The 19,101-nt window shown below is 33.5% G+C and carries 17 protein-coding genes; 10 read left to right on the top strand and 7 right to left on the bottom strand.

The features are described from left to right. The first annotated feature begins 14 nt into the window (after positions 1–14). Both QSV08_RS06110 and QSV08_RS06105 read left to right on the top strand, forming a co-directional pair. The gene (locus tag QSV08_RS06110; RefSeq protein WP_324027512.1) at positions 15–1,484 is read left to right on the top strand and encodes a magnesium chelatase; all 1,470 of its coding nucleotides are present in this window, start codon (positions 15–17) and stop codon (positions 1,482–1,484) included. A 208-nt stretch (positions 1,485–1,692) separates the two neighbouring features. Continuing rightward, positions 1,693–2,877: a hypothetical protein gene (locus QSV08_RS06105; protein WP_324027510.1), complete on the top strand. Its 1,185-nt coding sequence runs from the start codon at positions 1,693–1,695 to the stop codon at positions 2,875–2,877. 99 nt (positions 2,878–2,976) lie between these two features. Here QSV08_RS06105 and QSV08_RS06100 read toward each other — a convergent pair whose 3' ends face one another. The 3 genes from QSV08_RS06100 to QSV08_RS06090 form a co-directional block, all read right to left on the bottom strand. Further along, complete coding sequence (locus tag QSV08_RS06100; protein WP_324027508.1) at positions 2,977–4,473, bottom strand: sensor histidine kinase; 1,497 nt, start codon at positions 4,471–4,473, stop codon at positions 2,977–2,979. Then, positions 4,470–5,168, bottom strand: a complete 699-nt coding sequence (locus tag QSV08_RS06095; RefSeq protein WP_324027506.1) for a response regulator transcription factor — start codon at positions 5,166–5,168, stop codon at positions 4,470–4,472. The genes QSV08_RS06100 and QSV08_RS06095 overlap by 4 nt, the downstream gene beginning before the upstream one ends. Before the next feature lie 230 nt (positions 5,169–5,398). Next, the gene (locus QSV08_RS06090) at positions 5,399–5,884 is read right to left on the bottom strand and encodes a hypothetical protein (protein WP_324027504.1); all 486 of its coding nucleotides are present in this window, start codon (positions 5,882–5,884) and stop codon (positions 5,399–5,401) included. Between the two features lie 298 nt (positions 5,885–6,182). Between QSV08_RS06090 and QSV08_RS06085 the strand changes: the two genes are divergently transcribed. Continuing rightward, positions 6,183–6,968: a tRNA pseudouridine synthase A gene (locus QSV08_RS06085; protein ID WP_324027502.1), complete on the top strand. Its 786-nt coding sequence runs from the start codon at positions 6,183–6,185 to the stop codon at positions 6,966–6,968. Between the two features lie 34 nt (positions 6,969–7,002). Continuing rightward, positions 7,003–8,097 (top strand): magnesium/cobalt transporter CorA, encoded by a 1,095-nt coding sequence (gene corA / locus QSV08_RS06080; protein ID WP_324027500.1) that lies wholly within the window; start codon positions 7,003–7,005, stop codon positions 8,095–8,097. 113 nt (positions 8,098–8,210) lie between these two features. On the opposite strand, the gene cysM is transcribed toward corA, so the two are convergent. Next, on the bottom strand, positions 8,211–9,098 hold the full coding sequence (gene cysM / locus QSV08_RS06075) for a cysteine synthase CysM (protein WP_324027498.1): 888 nt from the start codon (positions 9,096–9,098) through the stop codon (positions 8,211–8,213). Further along, positions 9,091–9,882 carry a serine O-acetyltransferase EpsC gene (epsC, locus tag QSV08_RS06070; protein ID WP_324027496.1) on the bottom strand — a complete coding sequence of 264 codons (792 nt, stop codon included), beginning with the start codon at positions 9,880–9,882 and terminating at the stop codon, positions 9,091–9,093. The genes cysM and epsC overlap by 8 nt, the downstream gene beginning before the upstream one ends. Positions 9,883–9,976: 94 nt before the next feature. Between epsC and QSV08_RS06065 the strand changes: the two genes are divergently transcribed. Continuing rightward, positions 9,977–10,657, top strand: a complete 681-nt coding sequence (locus tag QSV08_RS06065) for a DUF2461 domain-containing protein (RefSeq protein ID WP_324027494.1) — start codon at positions 9,977–9,979, stop codon at positions 10,655–10,657. Here the strand turns inward: QSV08_RS06065 and QSV08_RS06060 are convergent. Beyond that, positions 10,643–11,053 (bottom strand): glyoxalase, encoded by a 411-nt coding sequence (locus QSV08_RS06060; RefSeq protein ID WP_324027492.1) that lies wholly within the window; start codon positions 11,051–11,053, stop codon positions 10,643–10,645. The two genes, QSV08_RS06065 and QSV08_RS06060, sit on opposite strands and share 15 nt — an antisense overlap. Positions 11,054–11,329: 276 nt before the next feature. Here QSV08_RS06060 and QSV08_RS06055 point away from each other — a divergent pair, with 276 nt between their 5' ends. Next, complete coding sequence (locus tag QSV08_RS06055) at positions 11,330–11,734, top strand: acyl-CoA thioesterase (protein WP_303600666.1); 405 nt, start codon at positions 11,330–11,332, stop codon at positions 11,732–11,734. Here QSV08_RS06055 and QSV08_RS06050 read toward each other — a convergent pair. Next, positions 11,731–13,023: a dipeptidase gene (locus QSV08_RS06050; protein ID WP_324027490.1), complete on the bottom strand. Its 1,293-nt coding sequence runs from the start codon at positions 13,021–13,023 to the stop codon at positions 11,731–11,733. The genes QSV08_RS06055 and QSV08_RS06050 overlap by 4 nt on opposite strands. Before the next feature lie 141 nt (positions 13,024–13,164). Here QSV08_RS06050 and QSV08_RS06045 point away from each other — a divergent pair, with 141 nt between their 5' ends. The 4 genes from QSV08_RS06045 (at position 13,165) to QSV08_RS06030 (ending at position 19,076) form a co-directional block, all read left to right on the top strand. Continuing rightward, complete coding sequence (locus tag QSV08_RS06045) at positions 13,165–14,925, top strand: ATP-binding protein (RefSeq protein WP_324027488.1); 1,761 nt, start codon at positions 13,165–13,167, stop codon at positions 14,923–14,925. A 1-nt stretch (position 14,926) separates the two neighbouring features. Then, entirely contained in the window at positions 14,927–15,292 is a 366-nt protein-coding gene (locus QSV08_RS06040) for a response regulator transcription factor (RefSeq protein ID WP_324027487.1), read from the top strand. A gap of 255 nt (positions 15,293–15,547) precedes the next feature. Further along, a complete protein-coding gene (locus tag QSV08_RS06035; protein ID WP_324027486.1) occupies positions 15,548–17,653 on the top strand; it encodes a HEAT repeat domain-containing protein in 2,106 nt (701 codons plus the stop codon). Beyond that, positions 17,646–19,076 (top strand): glycosyltransferase family 2 protein, encoded by a 1,431-nt coding sequence (locus QSV08_RS06030; protein WP_324027484.1) that lies wholly within the window; start codon positions 17,646–17,648, stop codon positions 19,074–19,076. Before QSV08_RS06035 ends, QSV08_RS06030 begins: the two co-directional genes overlap by 8 nt. Positions 19,077–19,101: the final 25 nt, after the last annotated feature.

The raw sequence follows: 19,101 nt of genomic DNA, 5'->3' as shown, positions 1-19,101 counted from the left end.
ACTAAGAAAATTTTATGAAATTAGATTATAAAAAAATACATACACTAGGGGAGTTAAAAGCTGCCGGATATAAAACAAAGAGTGTAAAAGACGAATTACGTGATAACCTTATTGAGAAAATTAAAAAGGGAGAAGATGCTTTTCCTGGAGTTTGGGGTTATGAAGACACCGTTATTCCTGAATTGGAGCGTGCTATTCTTTCTCGTCATAATATTAATTTATTAGGATTACGTGGTCAGGCGAAAACTCGTTTGGCGCATTTAATGGTGAATCTGTTAGATGAATATATTCCGGTTGTAGAAGGTTCTGAAATCAATGATGACCCGATGAAACCCATGTCTCGTTTTGCGATGGAACTTATCAAAGAAAAAGGTGATGATACTCCCGTTACTTGGATGCATAAAGACGAGCGTTTTGCTGAGAAACTGGCTACTCCCGATGTAACAGTAGCAGATTTAATTGGTGATGTAGATCCGATAAAGGCTGCAAATCTAAAATTATCTTATGCAGATGATAGAGTGATTCATTTCGGAATGATTCCACGTGCGAACCGTTGCATTTTCGTTATCAACGAATTACCAGATTTACAGGCTCGTATTCAGGTATCCTTATTTAATATATTGGAAGAAGGAGATATACAGATCCGTGGCTTCAAACTGAGATTACCTTTAGATATTCAGTTCGTATTCACTGCTAACCCAGAAGATTACACCAATAGAGGTAGTATTGTTACTCCGCTGAAAGATAGAATTGGCTCTCAGATATTAACGCATTACCCAGATGATATTGAAATAGCTAGAAAAATTACAGAACAAGAAGCGAAGCTAGATTCACGCCAGACTGATGCTGTATATGTGCCAGATTTAGCAAAGGACTTGTTAGAGCAGATTATTTTTGAAGCGCGTGAAAGTGAGTATGTAGATGCTAAGAGTGGTGTAAGTGCCCGTACCAGTATTACTGCCTTTGAAAACTTGTTAAGTACAGCTGAGCTTAGGTCATTATTAAACGGCGGAGATCATACGATGGTTCGCTTGAGTGATTTCTTGGGTATTATTCCTGCTATTACCGGTAAAATAGAATTGGTGTATGAAGGAGAGCAGGAGGGAGCAGATGGCGTTGCTGCGATATTAATAGATGATGCTGTTAAAACCTTATTCCCAAAATATTTTCCAATAATCAATAAACTGGAGCGTAAAGATGAAGAAACCGTTTATGACGAATTGTTGCATTGGTTCTTTCAAGGTGACGGAATTGAGTTAATGGATGACTTTACTGATGAAGAATATAAACGTGCTTTAGATAGCATACCTGCATTAAATCAATTGTTAAAAGATCATCAACCAGATTATGATTTGAAAGATGTTTACTTCTTAAAAGAGCTTTTGCTTTGGGGACTGGTTTCTTACAAAAAACTGAACAAACAACGTTTCACCGATGGGTTTGAGTTTAAAGACCTCTATAGCAGTTTCTTAAAAGATATTTAGTAAAAAAGCCCTTTCAATAATAAAAGGGCTTTTTTATTGCTCTAAATGTAAATTAATTAACGATTTGTTATATTTTGATATTCAGTGTGTTGTGTAGCTATTATAAGATTTTACTTACAATCACTTTTTATTATTGTTTTTGCTTATAAATGTATTAACATACCTTTAACTCAAACATTATATAAAATCATTAATTATTATGAACATTATGAGAAAACCCCTGATGTATTTATCAGTTGCTGCTTTGTTATTTTCGTGTACTAAAACGGAAGAAGTAGAAGTAGAAAGAATTGTAGAAACTGAAGTAGAAGTAGAAGTAGAGAAAATAGTTGAAGTGCCGACGGCAATAGATTTATCTCAAGTTTCTTTAGCATCAAGTGCATCGATGACAACAGAATCTGATGCGCAAATAATTATTATTTCTGCCGCAATTGAAACGGCACAAGAAGAAGATGCAGTTATTCAATTAAACTTTGCAGGCTCTGCAGTTTTAGAATCTGATTATTCTGTAAGTTCAAGTTCAATTACTGTTGCTGCTGGTGAACTTACTGGTACTACAGAACTTACCATTATTTCTGATGGTGTGTTTGAAAGTGGTGTAGAAAACATAGTAATCAGTTTAGCAGAATTATCTAATACTATTACACCTAGTGCTAATGGTAGTATATTACAAATTGATATTACTGACGGAGAAGCACTAATAGGTTTTGAATCTTCATCTATCACTATTGATGAGAGTTCATTTTATTCTCTAAACTTCGTATTAAGTAAAGCTTTAAATGAAGATATTGTAGTGTATTATACTGGCGAAACTTCAAATGATAGATATGGTTTAAGTGGTAATGGCGAGTTGATTATCCCAGCAGGTCAAACTACAAGGTCAATAACTATTGATGCAAATGATAGTCGTATTACTAGTACAGGAGAGAATACGATTTCAGTTTCTATAGATGCAGTAGAAAACGATGATGTTGTTATTGGTTCTAATAGTACTATTGCAATTACAACAAACGAGATTAGCGAAGGATTACAAATTACAAGTACTTGGACAACTCAAGATGATTTATTTGATTTAAGGGTTTACAATTCAGCAGGAGTATCTGAAGCATCTACACTTACAGGTACAAATGGTTCTGAAGAACTATTTATAAATAAATTAGATTTTTCTCCATTAGAAAATGGAACCTATACTATAGAATTGATTGCTTTTGACTTTGATGGTACAGTTTCTGAAACAGTAACGTTCACGTTCCTTGATGAAAATGGTGGAACTTATAATGGACCATATACATTTGTTGCAAACAATGCACCTGCAAATGATAGAATACCAGTTTTTGATTTAGTAGTATTAGATGGTGTGTATACTATTACACAAACCAGCACTTCTAACTAAGAATGTTGTTTTAGGTAGTTTTATTTTGACTATCTACATTATAAAAAAAGCCCTATCCAAATCGGATAGGGCTTTCTCTTTTTCACAGCAAAATTAAAATTATTGTAATTGATAAGCAGGCAGTTTAAATATGAAAGAACTTCCTTCATAGGGTTTGCTTAAAACTACTATGGTTGTATCATGTAAATCCATAATTTTTTTGACGATAGCTAAACCTAAACCGAGTCCTTGTTTCTTGGTATGTTCATCAACTTGCTTGTAGCGATCAAAGATAAAAGGTTGATCATTTACTGGTATACCATTACCGGTATCGGTTATATTTATTTCAATCTGTTTGCCCATTTTCACTAGACTTAAAGTAACCTTACCATTAGGCTCAGTGTATTTGATGGCATTTTCAATTAAATTCTGTAATGCTCTTTCAACCAAACCTATGTCTGCATAAACCATACAGTTTTCTTCAGGGTTCTCTAATTGTAATTGTATTTGTTTTTGTTCAGCCAATAGCTTGAATTTAGCTATTAGATCATGCGATAGTTCTGTAATTGAAAATGGCTCTTTAATAGGAGTTACTTGTTCAGCTTCTAATTTTGAGTATTCAAATAACTGGTTAATTAAACTTGAGAGCTTGTCTATATTATTATGTGTAATCTGTAAATATTCTTCTTTTTGAAGTTCGGTAAGCGAGTCTTTCTTAATCTGTAGTGTTTCAATATACCCTTTTAAAACAGCTAGCGGAGTACGTAAATCGTGAGAGACATTTGCAATTAACTCTCTTCGTAGATTATCTACAGATTTCATTTTATCCATGTTATCTACAATGGTATCTGCCATTTCATTAAAAGACAAGGCTACCACTTCAATATCTGATTGCTCAGGATTTTCGATTCTAATATCAAAATCACCTTCTTGAAATTTGCGTACTGTCTGGGTAATTAACCTAAGATTTTTGGTCAAGAACCAAATACTTAGAATACCGATCAATACAGAAAAAAGCATGGTCAGTACTATAGCACCGATGCTTAGCTTAGTAAAATAGATTCCGAATAAACTATCGCTTATCAATGCTAATTCTTTACCTGCTACTATAATATAAATAAAGCCTTCATGACCGTCGACAGAGAATGGTGCTGCAGAAAATATATTTTGCGCTTCACGATTCAGTGGATCATCACCTAAAATAAATTCTTCACCCTTGGTTTCTATAAACTTATTGATGGGTTCTAGAGATACCGACTTCATCGGCTCATTGTCATTGTGTTCGAGCACTACAGAATATAGAATGTCACCAGATTTGTCTAAAAGATAAACCTCTATACCACGATTTACAGCCATCATATCGTGCATAAGATCTCCGAAAAGTGCTTTGTTAACGGTACCATCTTCTAAAAACGGAGCGGCATTTTGAAATTTTTCTTGAATTACATGGTTTGCCACATTCGCATTAATACGCTGTGTAATAGCTTGGTTGTAATTCAATGTTAGGTAGCCCGTTATAAAAATATATGAGGCTCCCATTAGTACAATTAGAAATATGAAAGCTACCCATAGTTTCTTTACTAATTTCGGAGTAAGGGTTTTACCATTATCTATCATGCCATTATCTCTTCATTAAATTTATACCCAACGCCCCAAGTCGTTAATATGTAATTTGGGTTTGCCATATCAGATTCTATTTTTGCTCGTAACCTGTTAATATGAGAATTCACGGTGTGTTCGTAGCCTTCAAAATTATATCCCCATATAATATTTAGCAATTCGGTTCTGGTATAGTTTCTACCAGGGTTTGACGCCATTAACACCAATAATTCAAACTCTTTGGGTGATAATTCTATTTTGTAGTCACCTAAGACCACTTTTCGCTTATCAATATCAATTGAAAGTCCTTCTGCCAATATAATTGAAGTATCTGGCTGTTTCGTTTCCACTTTATTTGATCTTCGAAGTACTGCTTTTATTCTTGCCAAAAGCTCTCTAATACTAAAGGGCTTCGTCATATAATCATCTGCACCTATCTCTAAACCTAAGACTCTATCTATCTCTTCAGATTTAGCGGTCAACATAATTACGGGCGTATTTTTAGTAGCACGTAGCTTTCTACAAATCTCAACTCCGTCTAAGCCAGGTAGGGTAAGATCTAATAGAATTAGCTCGTAATCGTTTTCGAGAGCTAATTTTAGCCCTTTGTTGCCGTCCATCGCCATAGTGGTTTCATAACTAACATCTGAAAGATGCAGTTCTAATAGCTTAATGATTTCAGGATCATCCTCAATAATAAGTATACGTTTCATAATCAGTTACGAATAAAGAAAAAAAGTATCACAGAAAAATCACATTTAAAGAAAAACAGTTTTTACAAGGTGATTTTGCTTCTTAGTAGGTCGCATAATATTTTGATAATTACATGAACATCAAATAATTATTCCTGTTTATAGGCATCTAATCATAGGGTTGTCAAAAACTTTAGGGCAAAAAAAAACCTCGATAATTTCTTATCGAGGTCTGTATATTTTATTGATTTTTAATTATTCCAATGATCCACATGTTGGTTCATGTCGTCAAATATATAAGTGCCTACCATTTCTTTTCTATATGCAATGGCTAAAAATGTTACTAGTAATAACACCGCATATAAGGCTATCATTACAAATCCGAGAGGTAAAAATGTACTCGGTATAAGATGATTCTCAAAATCAGAATAGCTAGACAATACTATAATTGTCTCAACCATTTTATATATGTATACCAATGATATCGCGTAAAGTACATATTCTAAGGTTCGCATTGGTGGATCACTCAATTCGTTCTCACTTATCTTAAACCATAGTACATATAAAAATACCAAGTGAATAACTGATAAAATAGGAAAGATGTAGTTTTCTATTTTGAAAAAATAAAATTTATTGGTGTATAACCCGTAAAAACTAAAGATGTTCAGTAAAAAAAGCACAACAATAGATACAATTAATGTTCGCTTCCAAGTAAATAATCCTTTGATAGAATTCATAAAATTTAGTTTTCATGGGTTCGGGAGAACCTTATTTTCGATGCAATTACGGGGAAGCTATTGTATTACTTAAAACAATTCGATGAACGGTTAACTTTGTTGTTCAAGACCCTGATTTTAAGTAAACCATACCTTAATATTACTGTTTTTTATGAACATTAACAATAATTTACCTATAATAATAGTGTAGGAATGTATAATGTAATTACCACGTAAAATAAGGAATGTTATTAAAAGTAGATGAAGAGAATTTAAACGAGGTGTTTAGTAATGATTATAATGTAATTACATTTACACTATGAAGAAACAGCGTTTTTGTTATTTGGTACGTCTGCAGTATTTGGGCTTTAGATTTAATGGTTGGCAAGTGCAACCTAAGCTACGTACTATTGTAGGTATGCTCAATAAAACATTTACCTTTTTATACCCCGAAAGTCCCTTTAAAATATTGGGTGCAGGTAGAACCGATGCTAAGGTTTCTTCATTAGATGGTGCATTTGAACTTTTTGTTGAAGAACAATTGTTAGACTTAGCTATTTTCTTAAAAGATTTCAATAAAAATTTGCCTTCAGATATTCGATTGCTTTCTATTGAACCTATTGGTAAAGATTTTAATATTATAAAGGATAGTAAAACGAAGGAGTATAATTACTTCTTTTCTTTCGGATGCAAGAATCACCCGTTTAGCGCACCTTTTATAACCAATTATATAGATGAGCTAGATTTGGAGTTAATGAAAGAGGGAGCTTCTCTGTTTGTAGGTAAGCATGATTTTAGTGTTTATACAGCATCTTTAAAACCCACGACCATCGCAGTTAGAGAAATTGAAGGATGCACTATTGTAGCTAATGATATTTTAACAGCCAATTTTTTTCCAGAGCATAGTTATATTTTAAAAATTGAAGGAAAGGGATTTATGAGATATCAAATTCGCATGATAATGGGGGCATTAGTGCAACTTGGTAAACACGAGCTTAGCTTAGAAGAAATTAAGGCATCTTTAGTTACTGGATCCACCTATAAACTAAATAGTATTGCACCAGGTTCAGGTTTAATTTTAAACAAACTTGACTTTAATAAATAGTTTATAGTTTTAATATATTTATAAAAAATTGTTCATGGCTGTAAATAAGAAGCTCAACTTCCCAAAACGTAAAAAGAAAAAGTCTCGGCAGCATAATAAGCTTGGTAAAGCACCAGGAACCATAAGTTACATGGGTGATAAGGAGCGAAGTGATAGTTTAATCTATAGCACCACCTATAATGCTGATGGTTTTGAAACTAATGAATTTGCAAACTTGGATCAGTTTTTTAAAGAAGAGCGAGCCGACAAAATTTCATGGATCAATGTTGTTGGTATTACAGATGAACCATTTATTGAAAGAATAGGTAAGCACTTTAATTTGAATCCTTTAGTGCTTGAAGATATCGTTAATACCGAACAGCGCCCTAAAATAGATGAATACGAAGATTATATTTTCGGAATCTTTCGCATGCTATACATTTCTGATGAAGATGAAATTATAGGTGAACATATAGCACTTGTTCTGCATGAGAATACCGTTTTGGTTTTTCAAGAAGTTAAAGCAGATGTTTTTGACGGATTGCGTGATCGTATTACCGGTAAACTTGGTCGTATACGAACTAGGGGAGCTGATTACTTATTTTTCGCCTTACTAGATGCCATTGTCGATAATTACTTCTTAGCTATAGAAAATCTTAATAATAGAATTGAGAATTTAGAAGAAGAGGTGTATCAAAATCCTGAGCCGATAGTTGCTAAAAATATACAGCAGTTAAAAAAAGAGGTATTAAAGATTAGGCGATGGGTATTTCCCGTTAAAGAATTGATTAGCAGGTTAATTGATACAGAAAATCAGCTTATTACCAAAGACACTAAACTATTCTTGCGCGATGTATTGGATCACACCATTGAAATAAACGAAAATTTACAGATTTATCGTGAGATGTCTATGAGCTTAATGGAGATGTATATGAGTAATATGAGCAATAAGATGAACGAGGTCATGAAGGTTTTGACCATAATGGCGTCTATATTTATTCCGCTTACGTTTATTGCCGGTGTCTACGGTATGAACTTTGATCATATGCCAGAGCTTCATTATAAATACGGCTACTACGTGGTATGGGCTGTAATGATTATTCTTTTTATAGGAATGATGTTTTATTTTAAAAAGAAAAAGTGGTTGTAAAACCTTATTCTATATTTAGAATATATAATAATTGTAAAGTTTTATAGCATATTTAATAAAACAAAAAAGAGCCGTGTAGACGGCTCTTTTTTTATATCCTATTTTGAAAAATATTATAGTTCAAATAAATCTGATGATAAGTAGCGATCTCCGCGATCACAAACTATAGAAACAATTACACCATGATCTATTTCTTGAGCTAGGCGCAAAGCAACTGTTGCAGCACCGCCACTGCTCATACCAGAGAATATCCCTTCTTCTTTTGCCAATCTTCTAGCCATAGTTTTGGCTTCCAATTCATTGACTTCCATGATGCGGTCTACTTTCTTTGGGTTGAATATTTTTGGCAAGTATTCTTGAGGCCATTTTCTTATACCTGGTATGCTAGCATTGTCGCTTGGCTGTACGCCAACGATTTGTATGTCGCTATTTTGTTCTTTTAAATAGGTAGAAGTACCCATTATAGTACCGGTTGTACCCATTGACGAAACAAAGTGGGTGACTTTACCATCGGTATCTTTCCATATCTCCGGACCTGTAGTTTTATAATGTGCTTTCCAATTATTTTCATTTCCGAATTGGTTCATCATTATATAACCTTCGTTGGCAACCTTACTTTCTGCGTAATCTCGTGCACCTTCAATACCTACATCTTTAGAGGTTAAAGTTACTTTGGCACCATACGCTCTCATGGTCTGTACGCGTTCTCTAGTAGCATTCTCTGGCATTACCAGTTCAATGTCAAGTCCGTAAACGCCCGCAATCATAGCTAAGGCAATACCGGTATTTCCACTGGTGGCTTCTATTAATTTGTCATTGACGGTAAAATCGCCATTGTCAAAACCGGTTTTAATCATGTTGTATGCTGCACGATCTTTTACACTACCACCTGGGTTATGCCCCTCTAATTTAAAATAAATAGAAACATTAGGGTTTGTATTTAGAACTCGTGACTTTACTAGCGGAGTATTGCCAATAAGAGATAATAAGGTATTAGACATGCGGTAATGTTTTAATTTTAATTTCAGGTGTGTGAAAAACTGTTGAATTTGGTGGTACAGATGCGGTTATCCAAGCGTTTCCGCCGATTATACTGTTTGCACCAATAATAGTATCGCCACCTAAAATAGTGGCATTTGCGTAAATAGTTACGTTATTATCTATGGTTGGGTGACGTTTGGTTTGCTGTAATTTTTTAGCAACAAAGAGTCCGCCCAAAGTTACCCCTTGGTATATTTTGACATCATTCTTTATAATGGCAGTTTCCCCAATTACAACTCCGGTACCATGGTCAATATGAAAAGACTTCCCTATTTGTGCACCTGGGTTAATATCGACACCAGTTTGCCTATGCGCATATTCCGTCATTAATCTTGGCATCAACGGAAAACCAATTTTGTATAATTCATGAGCTAACCTATATACTGAAATGGCATAAAAACCAGGGTAAGCCATATAGACTTCTTCAATAGATAATGAGGCGGGATCACAATTTACCGTCGCTTCAGCATCAAGGTTTAAGCTCTCAAGAACTAAAGGTAGTTTCTCTACATAATTCTCCCAAACCTTCTTACAAGGTTTATCGCTTTCCCAGCAGGCTAAATCTACAAGTTCATCAAACTGTTTTTCAAGTGTATCTAAACTTTCTGCTACTGGTGTTTCAATATCAAACAACATATAAAAAAGAAGGTCGGTAAATTTCTCCGTATTCTTTTTTAAGCGAAATCTTAAATTCGGTTGTTTTTTGTGGGTGTTAATCTTTTCGATTATAGATCGATGGTCCATGGGTCTTCATTAGTTCATCAAAATTAACCAAATAAGTAAAAGTACTTCTCATCTAATGGTTAACTTTAGCTTAAAATCACAACAGGTAAGTCGAATGTTAGAAACGAAGATTACAAAAAGCACTTTTCAATTTTTGGATAAGCTAAAGAAAAATAATAATCGAGATTGGTTTACAGAACATAAAGCAGAATTTAAAGCGGAGGAAACTAAAGTAAAAAGTTTTTTCAATCATGTATTTGAAAAACTAAAGACACATGATGAAATTGAAAAATTAAAAGTATTTAGAATTTATAGGGATGTTCGTTTTTCTAAAAACAAAACTCCATATAAAAGTAATTTATCAGCATCTTTCTCTAGAGCGGGTAAACATCGTAGAGGTGGGTACTACTTACAGGTAGCACCCGGTAATAGCTTTGTTGCCGTGGGATTCTGGAATCCTGAAAAAGAAGACTTGTTGCGTATTAGAAAAGAGTGGGAGATAGATACCACTGATTTGACAGACATTATCGATGATAAAAAATTTAAAGCTATCTGGGGACCATTAGTTGGCGATGAATTAAAAACTGCCCCTAAAGGTTTTGATAAGGAAGACCCTAACATTGAATTTATACGTAAAAAGCAATTTATTTTCGTTAGGAATTTTACCGATAAAGAAGTCTTATCTGATGATTTTGCTAATAAGGTAGACGAGAGTTTTGTAGCAATACGCCCTTATTTCGATCTAATGAGTAATATTCTAACCACTAACCTAAATGGCGAATCACTTTTGGATTAGGTCATATTTTTCAAAATATTGAATTTGATCTTGAATTCTTTTTACGACCATATTAATCATACGTTTATTAAGCGCTGATGAGTTTTGTACATAAGCTTCATATTCTTCAATTGTAAATTGACCTATAATCATTCCCTTTAAAGAATTTCTATATTTTATATCTTTTTGAATGGCTTTGGTAATGTAATCTATACGTTTTTCAAGCTTGAGCTCGTAAAATGTATTCTTCATTTTGATGATATAATTCTGAAAAGAAGCCAATAGTAAATCATTTTGAAGTTTAAGAATTGGGCGTAACGTTTCATTCTGAAAACGTTCGTCTTCGCTCATGTTGGGCATTATTTTGGCAGAGGCAATTGTTGGTCGAATTGATTGCAATTTCTGTGTCCTGTCCATTATATTTTGATTTTACTTAAAGGTACGTATTAGATAAAATGCCTGCTTAACCCTTTACATAAGTTTTTAACCTGTTATGAACAAAGTCGGTCAAGGCAAAAAATAGGGGTAGAAATTAGGGTTATCATAATTCTATCTAGAGACAATTGTTAATTTGTAAAGTATTAAATACACAATTGTTACAATTGGTAAATCGGGCTGCATATAACTTCAAAATTGTGCTGTTGAGAATTTTTAGACATAACTTTGCAAAGTAAATTTTCAAAAAAAGAGACTATGAGATTTCATACTAGAAAATTAGTAAAGCCTGGTGATTTGAATTCTAACGGAACATTGTTTGGAGGTCGATTATTAGCTTGGATAGATGAAGAAGCTGCACTTTACGCCATAATTCAATTAGAAAATGGTAAAGTGGTTACTAAATATATGTCAGAAATTAATTTCATGAGCGCTGCCGTTAAAGGTGATGTTATTGAAATTGGTATCGAAGTAGTAAAGTTTGGTAAAACATCTTTAACCCTAAATTGCGAGGTTCGTAATAAAATGAATCATGAAACAATTGTTACCGTAGACAATATTATTATGGTAAACCTTGGTGAAAACGGAAAACCTGCAGCACACGGTAAAACTAAAATAGAATTTGTAAAAGATCGCCTAGCGGCAATGGGTGAGGAGCATTAGCTCTCACCCATTTTTTTAGCTATTTCTTGTACTTGATCAAGTACTCTCATAAGGTTACCTCCCCACAATTTTGCGATATCTTCTTCAGAATAGCCACGTTCTACAAGTTCTAGGGTTACATTGAAGGTTTCAGAAGCATCGTTCCACCCCTCAATTCCACCGCCACCATCAAAGTCAGAACTAATACCAACGTAATCGATACCGATTAACTTTACCATATAATCTATATGATCTACGAAATCTGAAACATTTACAGCTTCTGGAGCGTCAGACTTGTTGACAACCAATTCCTTTCCTATTTTTAAAACCTTTGGGTAGTTTTCCATAAAGGCTTCTTTATCAGCATCAGATAGACTCGAGAACTGAGAACGCTCGTACCAAGCAATATCTAAAGAATCAGCTACTTTTTCATAAATAGATTTCATGTAGGCAGCTCTAGCATCATGTTTTTCAGTATTTAAGTACGAGCTAAACGCCACGGTTTGTACTACACCGCCATTTTCTTTCATCATCATTAATTGCTCGTCATCTAAGTTTCGACTATGGTCACATAATGCCCTTGCAGATGAATGAGATGCTATTATCGGTGCTTTTGATAATGCGATCATTTGTTTCATGGCTTCTTTTGAAGGGTGCGAAACATCTATCATTATACCTAGCTTATTCATTTCTACTACAGCTTGCTTGCCTAAATCACTTAATCCGTTATGCAACCATACATCATCAGCTTCACCGGTATTGGAATCTGAAAATTGACTATGTCCATTATGAGCCAAAGAAATATAACGGGCACCTAAATCATGGTAGGTTTTAAACTGCGTTAAATCTGTACCAATAGGGTAGGCGTTTTCAACACCGATCATTGCAGCTTTTTTTCCAGCCCCAACAATTCGTTGTACATCTGCAGAGGTTAACGCTAATTCTATCTCTTCAGGAGCAATTTCTTCGCACAATTTATGAATAGCTTCAAATTTTGACATGGCGTTCTCTTTTGCCTTGGCATAGCCACCATCATCTGTCAACGTATCTTGACCTGTATAAACGATGAGCCAAGTGACGTCTAAACCACCTTCTTTCATCTTCGGTAAATTAACTTGGTTATCTAACCTCTGACTGTAATTTACACTATCTACAAAGTTTTTGACATTGATGTCATTATGTGTATCAATAGTAATAACAGCATCATGAATTCGATGTGCTTTTTCTAAGGTAGTTTCTTCAATTTTTTCTTTTTTTTCTCCGCAAGAGATTACGGATATAACACATAATAAATAGATGAACTGCTTCATTGAGTAAGTTTAGACCTACAATTTAAGTGTATTCACAACAAATAACCACTCTTAGAGAACATTTTATTGTTCTCGCAACTGTATTGATGCATTTTTAGATAAATATTAACAAAACCCCCATAAACTAAAGAATACCTATTTATGTCAATTTCAAAAACTAAGGATTTACTTGGTCAATTATCTCAACTAGAAAGAACAGTTAGTGAATTCTCTTTTGAAGAATTAAATGCAGCAGAAGCGAAAGCGTTAAAAGGCTCTTTTAATACTTTTCGATCTAGTTTAGAAAGACATATTTTTTCGCCTAAATCGGATCAAATTGTTACTAAGAAAATTGAGGTTACTGCTACAGAAAATCAACAGATTTCAGAAAAGCAGTTTATCACTCATGTTAGTCACGAAATTAGAACTCCGTTGAATAGTATAATAGGGTATGCAAATCTTTTGAAAGAAGAAAAGCTAACGCGTGGTCAACATAAAAAAGTAGATGCCATACAATTTGCATCAAATACACTTTTGAAATTGATTAATGAAGTTTTAGAATATTCTAAATTATCTTCTGGTAATAATAATTTTGAGACGGTAGATTTTAATCTGCATAGTTTACTTAAAGACGTTATGTTTTTATGTGAGACATTAATTTTAGATCGCAAAATAGAATTGTTAATCGATATCGATGAGAACGTACCTAAAATTATAAAGGGCGACCCATCTAAACTATCTCAAATTCTTCTTAACCTTTTAGGTAATTCGGTGAAATTCGTTCATCAAGGATTTATAAAATTAGAGGTTTTTACTAAAGAACAGGTTAATAATGAATGTCTTATAGAGTTTTCTGTTGTCGATACAGGTATTGGTATCTCTAAAGAAAAAATTAAGACCATATTCAAGGGTTACACACAAGCAGAAGATGATACTTCTAAAAAATATGGAGGTACAGGGCTAGGGCTAACCATTACAAAAGAAATTATAGATAAGCTCAACGGCGAAATCGAAATAGATAGTACTATAAATAGCGGTACAACTGTTTTGTTTAGAATGCCTTACGTTATCGGTAGCGCTACTACGGTACCACGTAAATCTTTAAAACAGGATACAAAAAAGAAAAACAGCGGTTTATTAGCCGGTACCGAGATATTGGTATTTGAAGATAATATAATGAACCAACACCTAATTGTTGAACAATTGACAAAATGGGGTTGTAAAGTTCATGTCGATGTTGATTTAGATAAAGGCTTGTATTTGCTTTCATCTAGAAAGATTGATCTTATTCTGATGGATTTAAAAATGCCTAATCAAAACGGATTTGAGGTATCTAAAGCCATACGAGATCATAAAAACAAAAAAGTAAATTCAGTTCCGATTATTGCCTTTAGTGCAGATTTTACAGAGCAGGATAGTAAAGATTGTAAAGAAATCGGAATTAATGATTTTCTTCTAAAACCATATACTCTAGACGATTTAATGTCAACCATTGTAAAAAATAAAAAACTAAACTCAGAGCATACAGATTTTGCCTCAATACTTCAAAAACCAATGATAGAATTAAAAGAAACCACGGTTGTAAATCTAAATAATCTGTTGAAAGATTGTTTCGGAGAAATCGATATGTTGAATGAATTATTAAAGTTGTTCAAATTGAACGCAATTGAGTTCATTGGTAATGTGAAAATTCATCTTAAGACCGAGAATTTAAAAGAAATCGCTTTATCTGCGCATAAATTAAAAGCTGGTTTTGCGATGATAAAAGCTGACGGAATGCGAAAGTTAATTGTTGAGCTAGAGAGTAGTTGTAAAACAAATCAACCTGAAAAAGTAAAAGAACTTTATAAAATTTTCTTGAATGATTATCCATTATTAGAAGAGAATTTGAATAATGAACTAGAAAAAATGAATAAAAAATAAGATGGGAAAAAGTGTACTATTAGCAGATGATGACCAACTTTTAGCCTCTTTATTAAACTTTAGGCTGAAAAAAGGTGGCTATGCAGTACATCATTCCGTTAACGGAAAAGAGGTTAAAGAGTATTTACAAAATACAATGCCCGACATTATCGTGAGCGATATTATGATGCCTTATTTTTCTGGTATCGAGCTTATAGATTATGTACGAAATGAACTTAAATCAAACACACCTATAATTATCATATCATCGGCAGGTAATGAACAGAACGTTCTAACCGCTTTTGAATTAGGTGCAAATGATTTTATTACGAAACCAGTAAGTCCAACAGAATTATTAGTTAGAATAGCACGAGAAATAGATAAGTAAATAAGATAAAATTTGTTAATTCCCCCTAATCAAATTAAAATATCGGTAATAACTGCACCAGAATTCAATTTAGAATATCTCTGGTGGCTTACAATACTGTTTTTTGTATTGTCTGTTATTTATTTTATTGGGGTATTTATTATCAGAAATAGAATTACATCTACCAGCAGTCGAACGAAAGATAAGAAGGTCGAATTTTCCCCTATGATTAATGAATTTCTTTTCTATGAGGATTCAAATACTAAGGAGGAAAAAATGAATTACCTAAATCTAAAAGTTCAGATCAGAGAATTAATAAAGCATAATTTCGATAGAGATGTTCTAACGGAGGTTTTACTTGATTTACGAAAAGATTTATCGGGGCAGTCACAAGCTGTTTTAATACAACTTTATACCGATTTAGGACTTCACCACGATGCTTATGAAAAATTAGGCAGCAGAAAATGGCAAGTTGTTTCTAGCGGAATAGTAGAATTGACCACTATGGAAGTTGACGAGTCTTACGGATTAATTATAAAATTCATAAACCATAGGCAAAGTACCATTCGTAAACAGGCAGAAATCGCAGTGGTAAACCTTCGAGAAGAGGGTATTAAATATTTTCTTGATAATACCAAGTTTAAAATTGCTGAATGGCAACAATTGAAGTTGTTAGATGTACTTAGACATAAACCTAATTATAATCCGCCTCAATTTGCACTCTGGTTAACTTCAACCAATACCCATGTAGTGTTGTTCTCATTACGTTTGATCAAATATTATAGTCAGAACGGTGCTGAACAATCTATAATAACGCTTTTAAAGCATAAGAACCGCGATATTCAGGCAGAAGCTATAGAGTGTATTAAAGATTTTCATTTCGCGAATGCTTTAATCACATTAAAATTGGTGTATTCCAAGGCTAGTCAGGATATCAAAATAGCAATTTTAGATGCTATTGGTGAACTGGGTACAAAGGCAGAAGCCTCTTTTTTAGAAAATCTGCAATTGACAGAACGTAATTTTAATATAAAAAGTAAAGTAATAGGTACACTCAACAAAATTGATCCTGAAAGAGTTTTGCCTACCAAAAATATTTCTTCGTCAGATTTTTATGATGTTCAATGGGATGATGCATTGCAAGAAGATGAGCATGCAATAATTGATAATCATAATGATATTGTTCTAGAGGATGATATTGCAGCTATTTCTACTGAGATAGATATTGAAACTATAGTTACTGACGAAATAACCGAAATAGCTCCTTCTTTTGAAGAAGAAATAACATATAAAGAAACTGAAGAAGTAATGAATGAAGAGTTTGTTAATGAAGAGAATACAGAATTTGATGCAGAATTGCAGCAAAATGATGTAAAGAAAATCAACTCAATAGAAGATATCGATTTAAGCTTTTTACCTCATATTAAAGATGAAGAAGCGTTAGATGAAAAACCTGAAGAAACTGAGGCAGTTGTCGAAAATGGACAAGACCAAGAATTAGAAGAAGAGCTTACTTTTAATTTTCTGCCATTTGTGGTAGAAGAAGATGTTATTGAAGAAGTAACTACTTCTTATAATGATGATGATTTTAAACCATTGTTTGAATTAGACGATGAATTATTAGGAGAAGTACCAGAAGAAACTTCTGTTAACCCTTTAGATAATACTTCAACGAAAATGGCTCATGTTTTTGATTGGTCTACTTTAGATTCAGAGAACGAAGAGCAGCAAAAAGTAGTTATTAAAACAATCGATTCGGTTGAACCTCTTATTTCTTTTGAAAACGATAATGTTTCTTTCGCTGCAAACTTTATGCCTAAAGAAGAGCTTGATGCCATGGTAATGTTAGAAAATATTTCTGAGCTGGGCGACTGTCGCGAACTCATACTATTATATCAAATTATAGAGAAAAATAGTTCTGAAGTAGTTATCGAAAGAGCGAATGAATTAATTCAGAAATTCTCTTACCAATCACCAAGACCTAGTGAGTTGTTTTCAGATGATAATGACCTATCAGAAAGTGTATTTACAGATATTTATAATCTAGCCGATTATGAGACAAAACTTATGCTTATCGGTGAAATAAAAAAGGTAGGTGACCAGAAAGAAATTGAATTATTAGAAAGCGTTATTCAATCTGAATCAAAAAAACTTGTGAAAAAGGCTAGCGAGGCTTTAGAATATATAAAGTCGCAGTTATTAGAACTTGATGATAAACCTAAAAGTACACCAGACGAAGATTCCATTTTGAATGTTGGTTTTGAGTTAGAATCAAATAATTCAATAAAATATAAGGGAACAGTTTCGAACGAAAATGGTTCTACCTTATTTGATCAGTTATGTTCCATGTCCAACTCCTTATACAGAAAGAAAGATGGATAGTGAACTATTTGGTGTGGTACTGGAATACATCAATTTTGTATTCTTTGTTTTTACCTTAATTCTGTTTGTTCTGTTTTCATTAATGGCGTATTTCTCTACAAAGAACTCTCTTCATTATAGAAATAAAAACAGTTTTACAGATATCACCAAAATAATGGCTTCACCTTTGGCGCCAACAATCACTATAATAGCTCCTGCTTATAATGAGGGCTTAACCATTGTAGAAAATATTCGTTCGTTATTATCACTTCAATATGTCAATTATGATGTAATGGTGGTAAACGATGGTAGTAAAGATGATACGTTACAGAAACTGATAGATTCTTACGACCTCGAAAAAATAGCAGTTGATATGGATCCCGACTGGAAATCTAAACCTGTTCGTGGAATCTATAAATCAAAAAATAGGGCTTTTGAAAAGCTTACCGTTGTCGATAAAATGAATGGTGGTAAGTCCGACGCTTTAAATGCCGGTGTTTCATTATCTACCAGTAAATATGTAGGTTGTATAGATGTTGATTGTCTATTACAACCAGATGCTTTATTACACGTAGTCAAATCATTTTTTCAACGTTCTAAGAAAAGAGTGATTGCAGTTGGCGGAGTAATTCGTGTAGCCAACTCTTGTATTATACAAGGTGGTCAGCTTGAAGAGATTAGATTACCTACAAATTGGCTGGCTAGATTTCAACTTTTAGAGTATACCCGTTCCTTCATTTTAGGTAGAATGGCGTGGGGGAGAATAGATAGTCTTCTTATTATTTCTGGGGCATTTGGTTTTTTTGAACGTGAAATCGCATTAGCGGTAGGCGGGTATGATACCGATACTGTTGGTGAAGACATGGAGATCGTTTTTAAAATGCGTCGTTATATGCATGACAGAAAAGAACCCTATACGATAGAATATATACCTGATCCATTGTGCTGGACCGAAGTACCTGAAGATCTTAATATTCTCGTGAACCAAAGAGACCGTTGGGCTCGTGGTAATTTAGAAACATTGTTCAAGCATAAAGACATGTTATTCAATTCTAAATATGGCAGACTAGGTCTATTAAGTTATCCATATTGGTTTTTTTATGAATGGCTTTCTCCGTTATTAGAATTCTTTGGTTTTTTCACCATTTTACTTTTTGCCTATTTAGGTATTCTGAATTGGGAATTCTTCTTCATGATTACGTTGGCGATATTCCTGTTTTCTATCATGATTTCATTCTATGCCATTCTTTGGGATGTGTATTCGTACAACCAATACCGAAAAACAAAAGACATTTTAATACTAATGGGTCTGGCAATTCTAGAACCTTTCATTTTTCACCCAATTGTAGTGTATGCTGCAGTAAGGGGAAACTATAAAAAATTATTCAAAATAAAATCTGGTTGGGGATCCCAAGTTAGAAAAGGTTTTGCAAAAGCATCTTAAAAAGCAATGAACACTAGTCAAATAG

This window comes from Maribacter sp. BPC-D8, assembly GCF_035207705.1.
In the GTDB taxonomy this organism is placed as follows: Bacteria; Bacteroidota; Bacteroidia; order Flavobacteriales; family Flavobacteriaceae; genus Maribacter.
This window is presented reverse-complemented; position numbering and strand designations above follow the sequence as displayed.

Excerpts from the sequence above, each read along its gene's own strand:
- QSV08_RS06030 (WP_324027484.1), top strand. The coding sequence starts at position 17,646 with ATGGATAGTGAACTATTTGGTGTGGTACTGGAATACATCAATTTTGTA.
- corA (WP_324027500.1), top strand. The coding sequence starts at position 7,003 with ATGGCTGTAAATAAGAAGCTCAACTTCCCAAAACGTAAAAAGAAAAAG.
- epsC (WP_324027496.1), bottom strand. The coding sequence starts at position 9,882 with ATGGACCATCGATCTATAATCGAAAAGATTAACACCCACAAAAAACAA.
- QSV08_RS06105 (WP_324027510.1), top strand. The coding sequence starts at position 1,693 with ATGAGAAAACCCCTGATGTATTTATCAGTTGCTGCTTTGTTATTTTCG.
- QSV08_RS06050 (WP_324027490.1), bottom strand. The coding sequence starts at position 13,023 with ATGAAGCAGTTCATCTATTTATTATGTGTTATATCCGTAATCTCTTGC.
- QSV08_RS06055 (WP_303600666.1), top strand. The coding sequence starts at position 11,330 with ATGAGATTTCATACTAGAAAATTAGTAAAGCCTGGTGATTTGAATTCT.
- QSV08_RS06090 (WP_324027504.1), bottom strand. The coding sequence starts at position 5,884 with ATGAATTCTATCAAAGGATTATTTACTTGGAAGCGAACATTAATTGTA.
- cysM (WP_324027498.1), bottom strand. The coding sequence starts at position 9,098 with ATGTCTAATACCTTATTATCTCTTATTGGCAATACTCCGCTAGTAAAG.
- QSV08_RS06100 (WP_324027508.1), bottom strand. The coding sequence starts at position 4,473 with ATGATAGATAATGGTAAAACCCTTACTCCGAAATTAGTAAAGAAACTA.
- QSV08_RS06060 (WP_324027492.1), bottom strand. The coding sequence starts at position 11,053 with ATGGACAGGACACAGAAATTGCAATCAATTCGACCAACAATTGCCTCT.
- QSV08_RS06035 (WP_324027486.1), top strand. The coding sequence starts at position 15,548 with ATGAATTACCTAAATCTAAAAGTTCAGATCAGAGAATTAATAAAGCAT.
- QSV08_RS06040 (WP_324027487.1), top strand. The coding sequence starts at position 14,927 with ATGGGAAAAAGTGTACTATTAGCAGATGATGACCAACTTTTAGCCTCT.
- QSV08_RS06065 (WP_324027494.1), top strand. The coding sequence starts at position 9,977 with ATGTTAGAAACGAAGATTACAAAAAGCACTTTTCAATTTTTGGATAAG.
- QSV08_RS06110 (WP_324027512.1), top strand. The coding sequence starts at position 15 with ATGAAATTAGATTATAAAAAAATACATACACTAGGGGAGTTAAAAGCT.
- QSV08_RS06045 (WP_324027488.1), top strand. The coding sequence starts at position 13,165 with ATGTCAATTTCAAAAACTAAGGATTTACTTGGTCAATTATCTCAACTA.
- QSV08_RS06085 (WP_324027502.1), top strand. The coding sequence starts at position 6,183 with ATGAAGAAACAGCGTTTTTGTTATTTGGTACGTCTGCAGTATTTGGGC.
- QSV08_RS06095 (WP_324027506.1), bottom strand. The coding sequence starts at position 5,168 with ATGAAACGTATACTTATTATTGAGGATGATCCTGAAATCATTAAGCTA.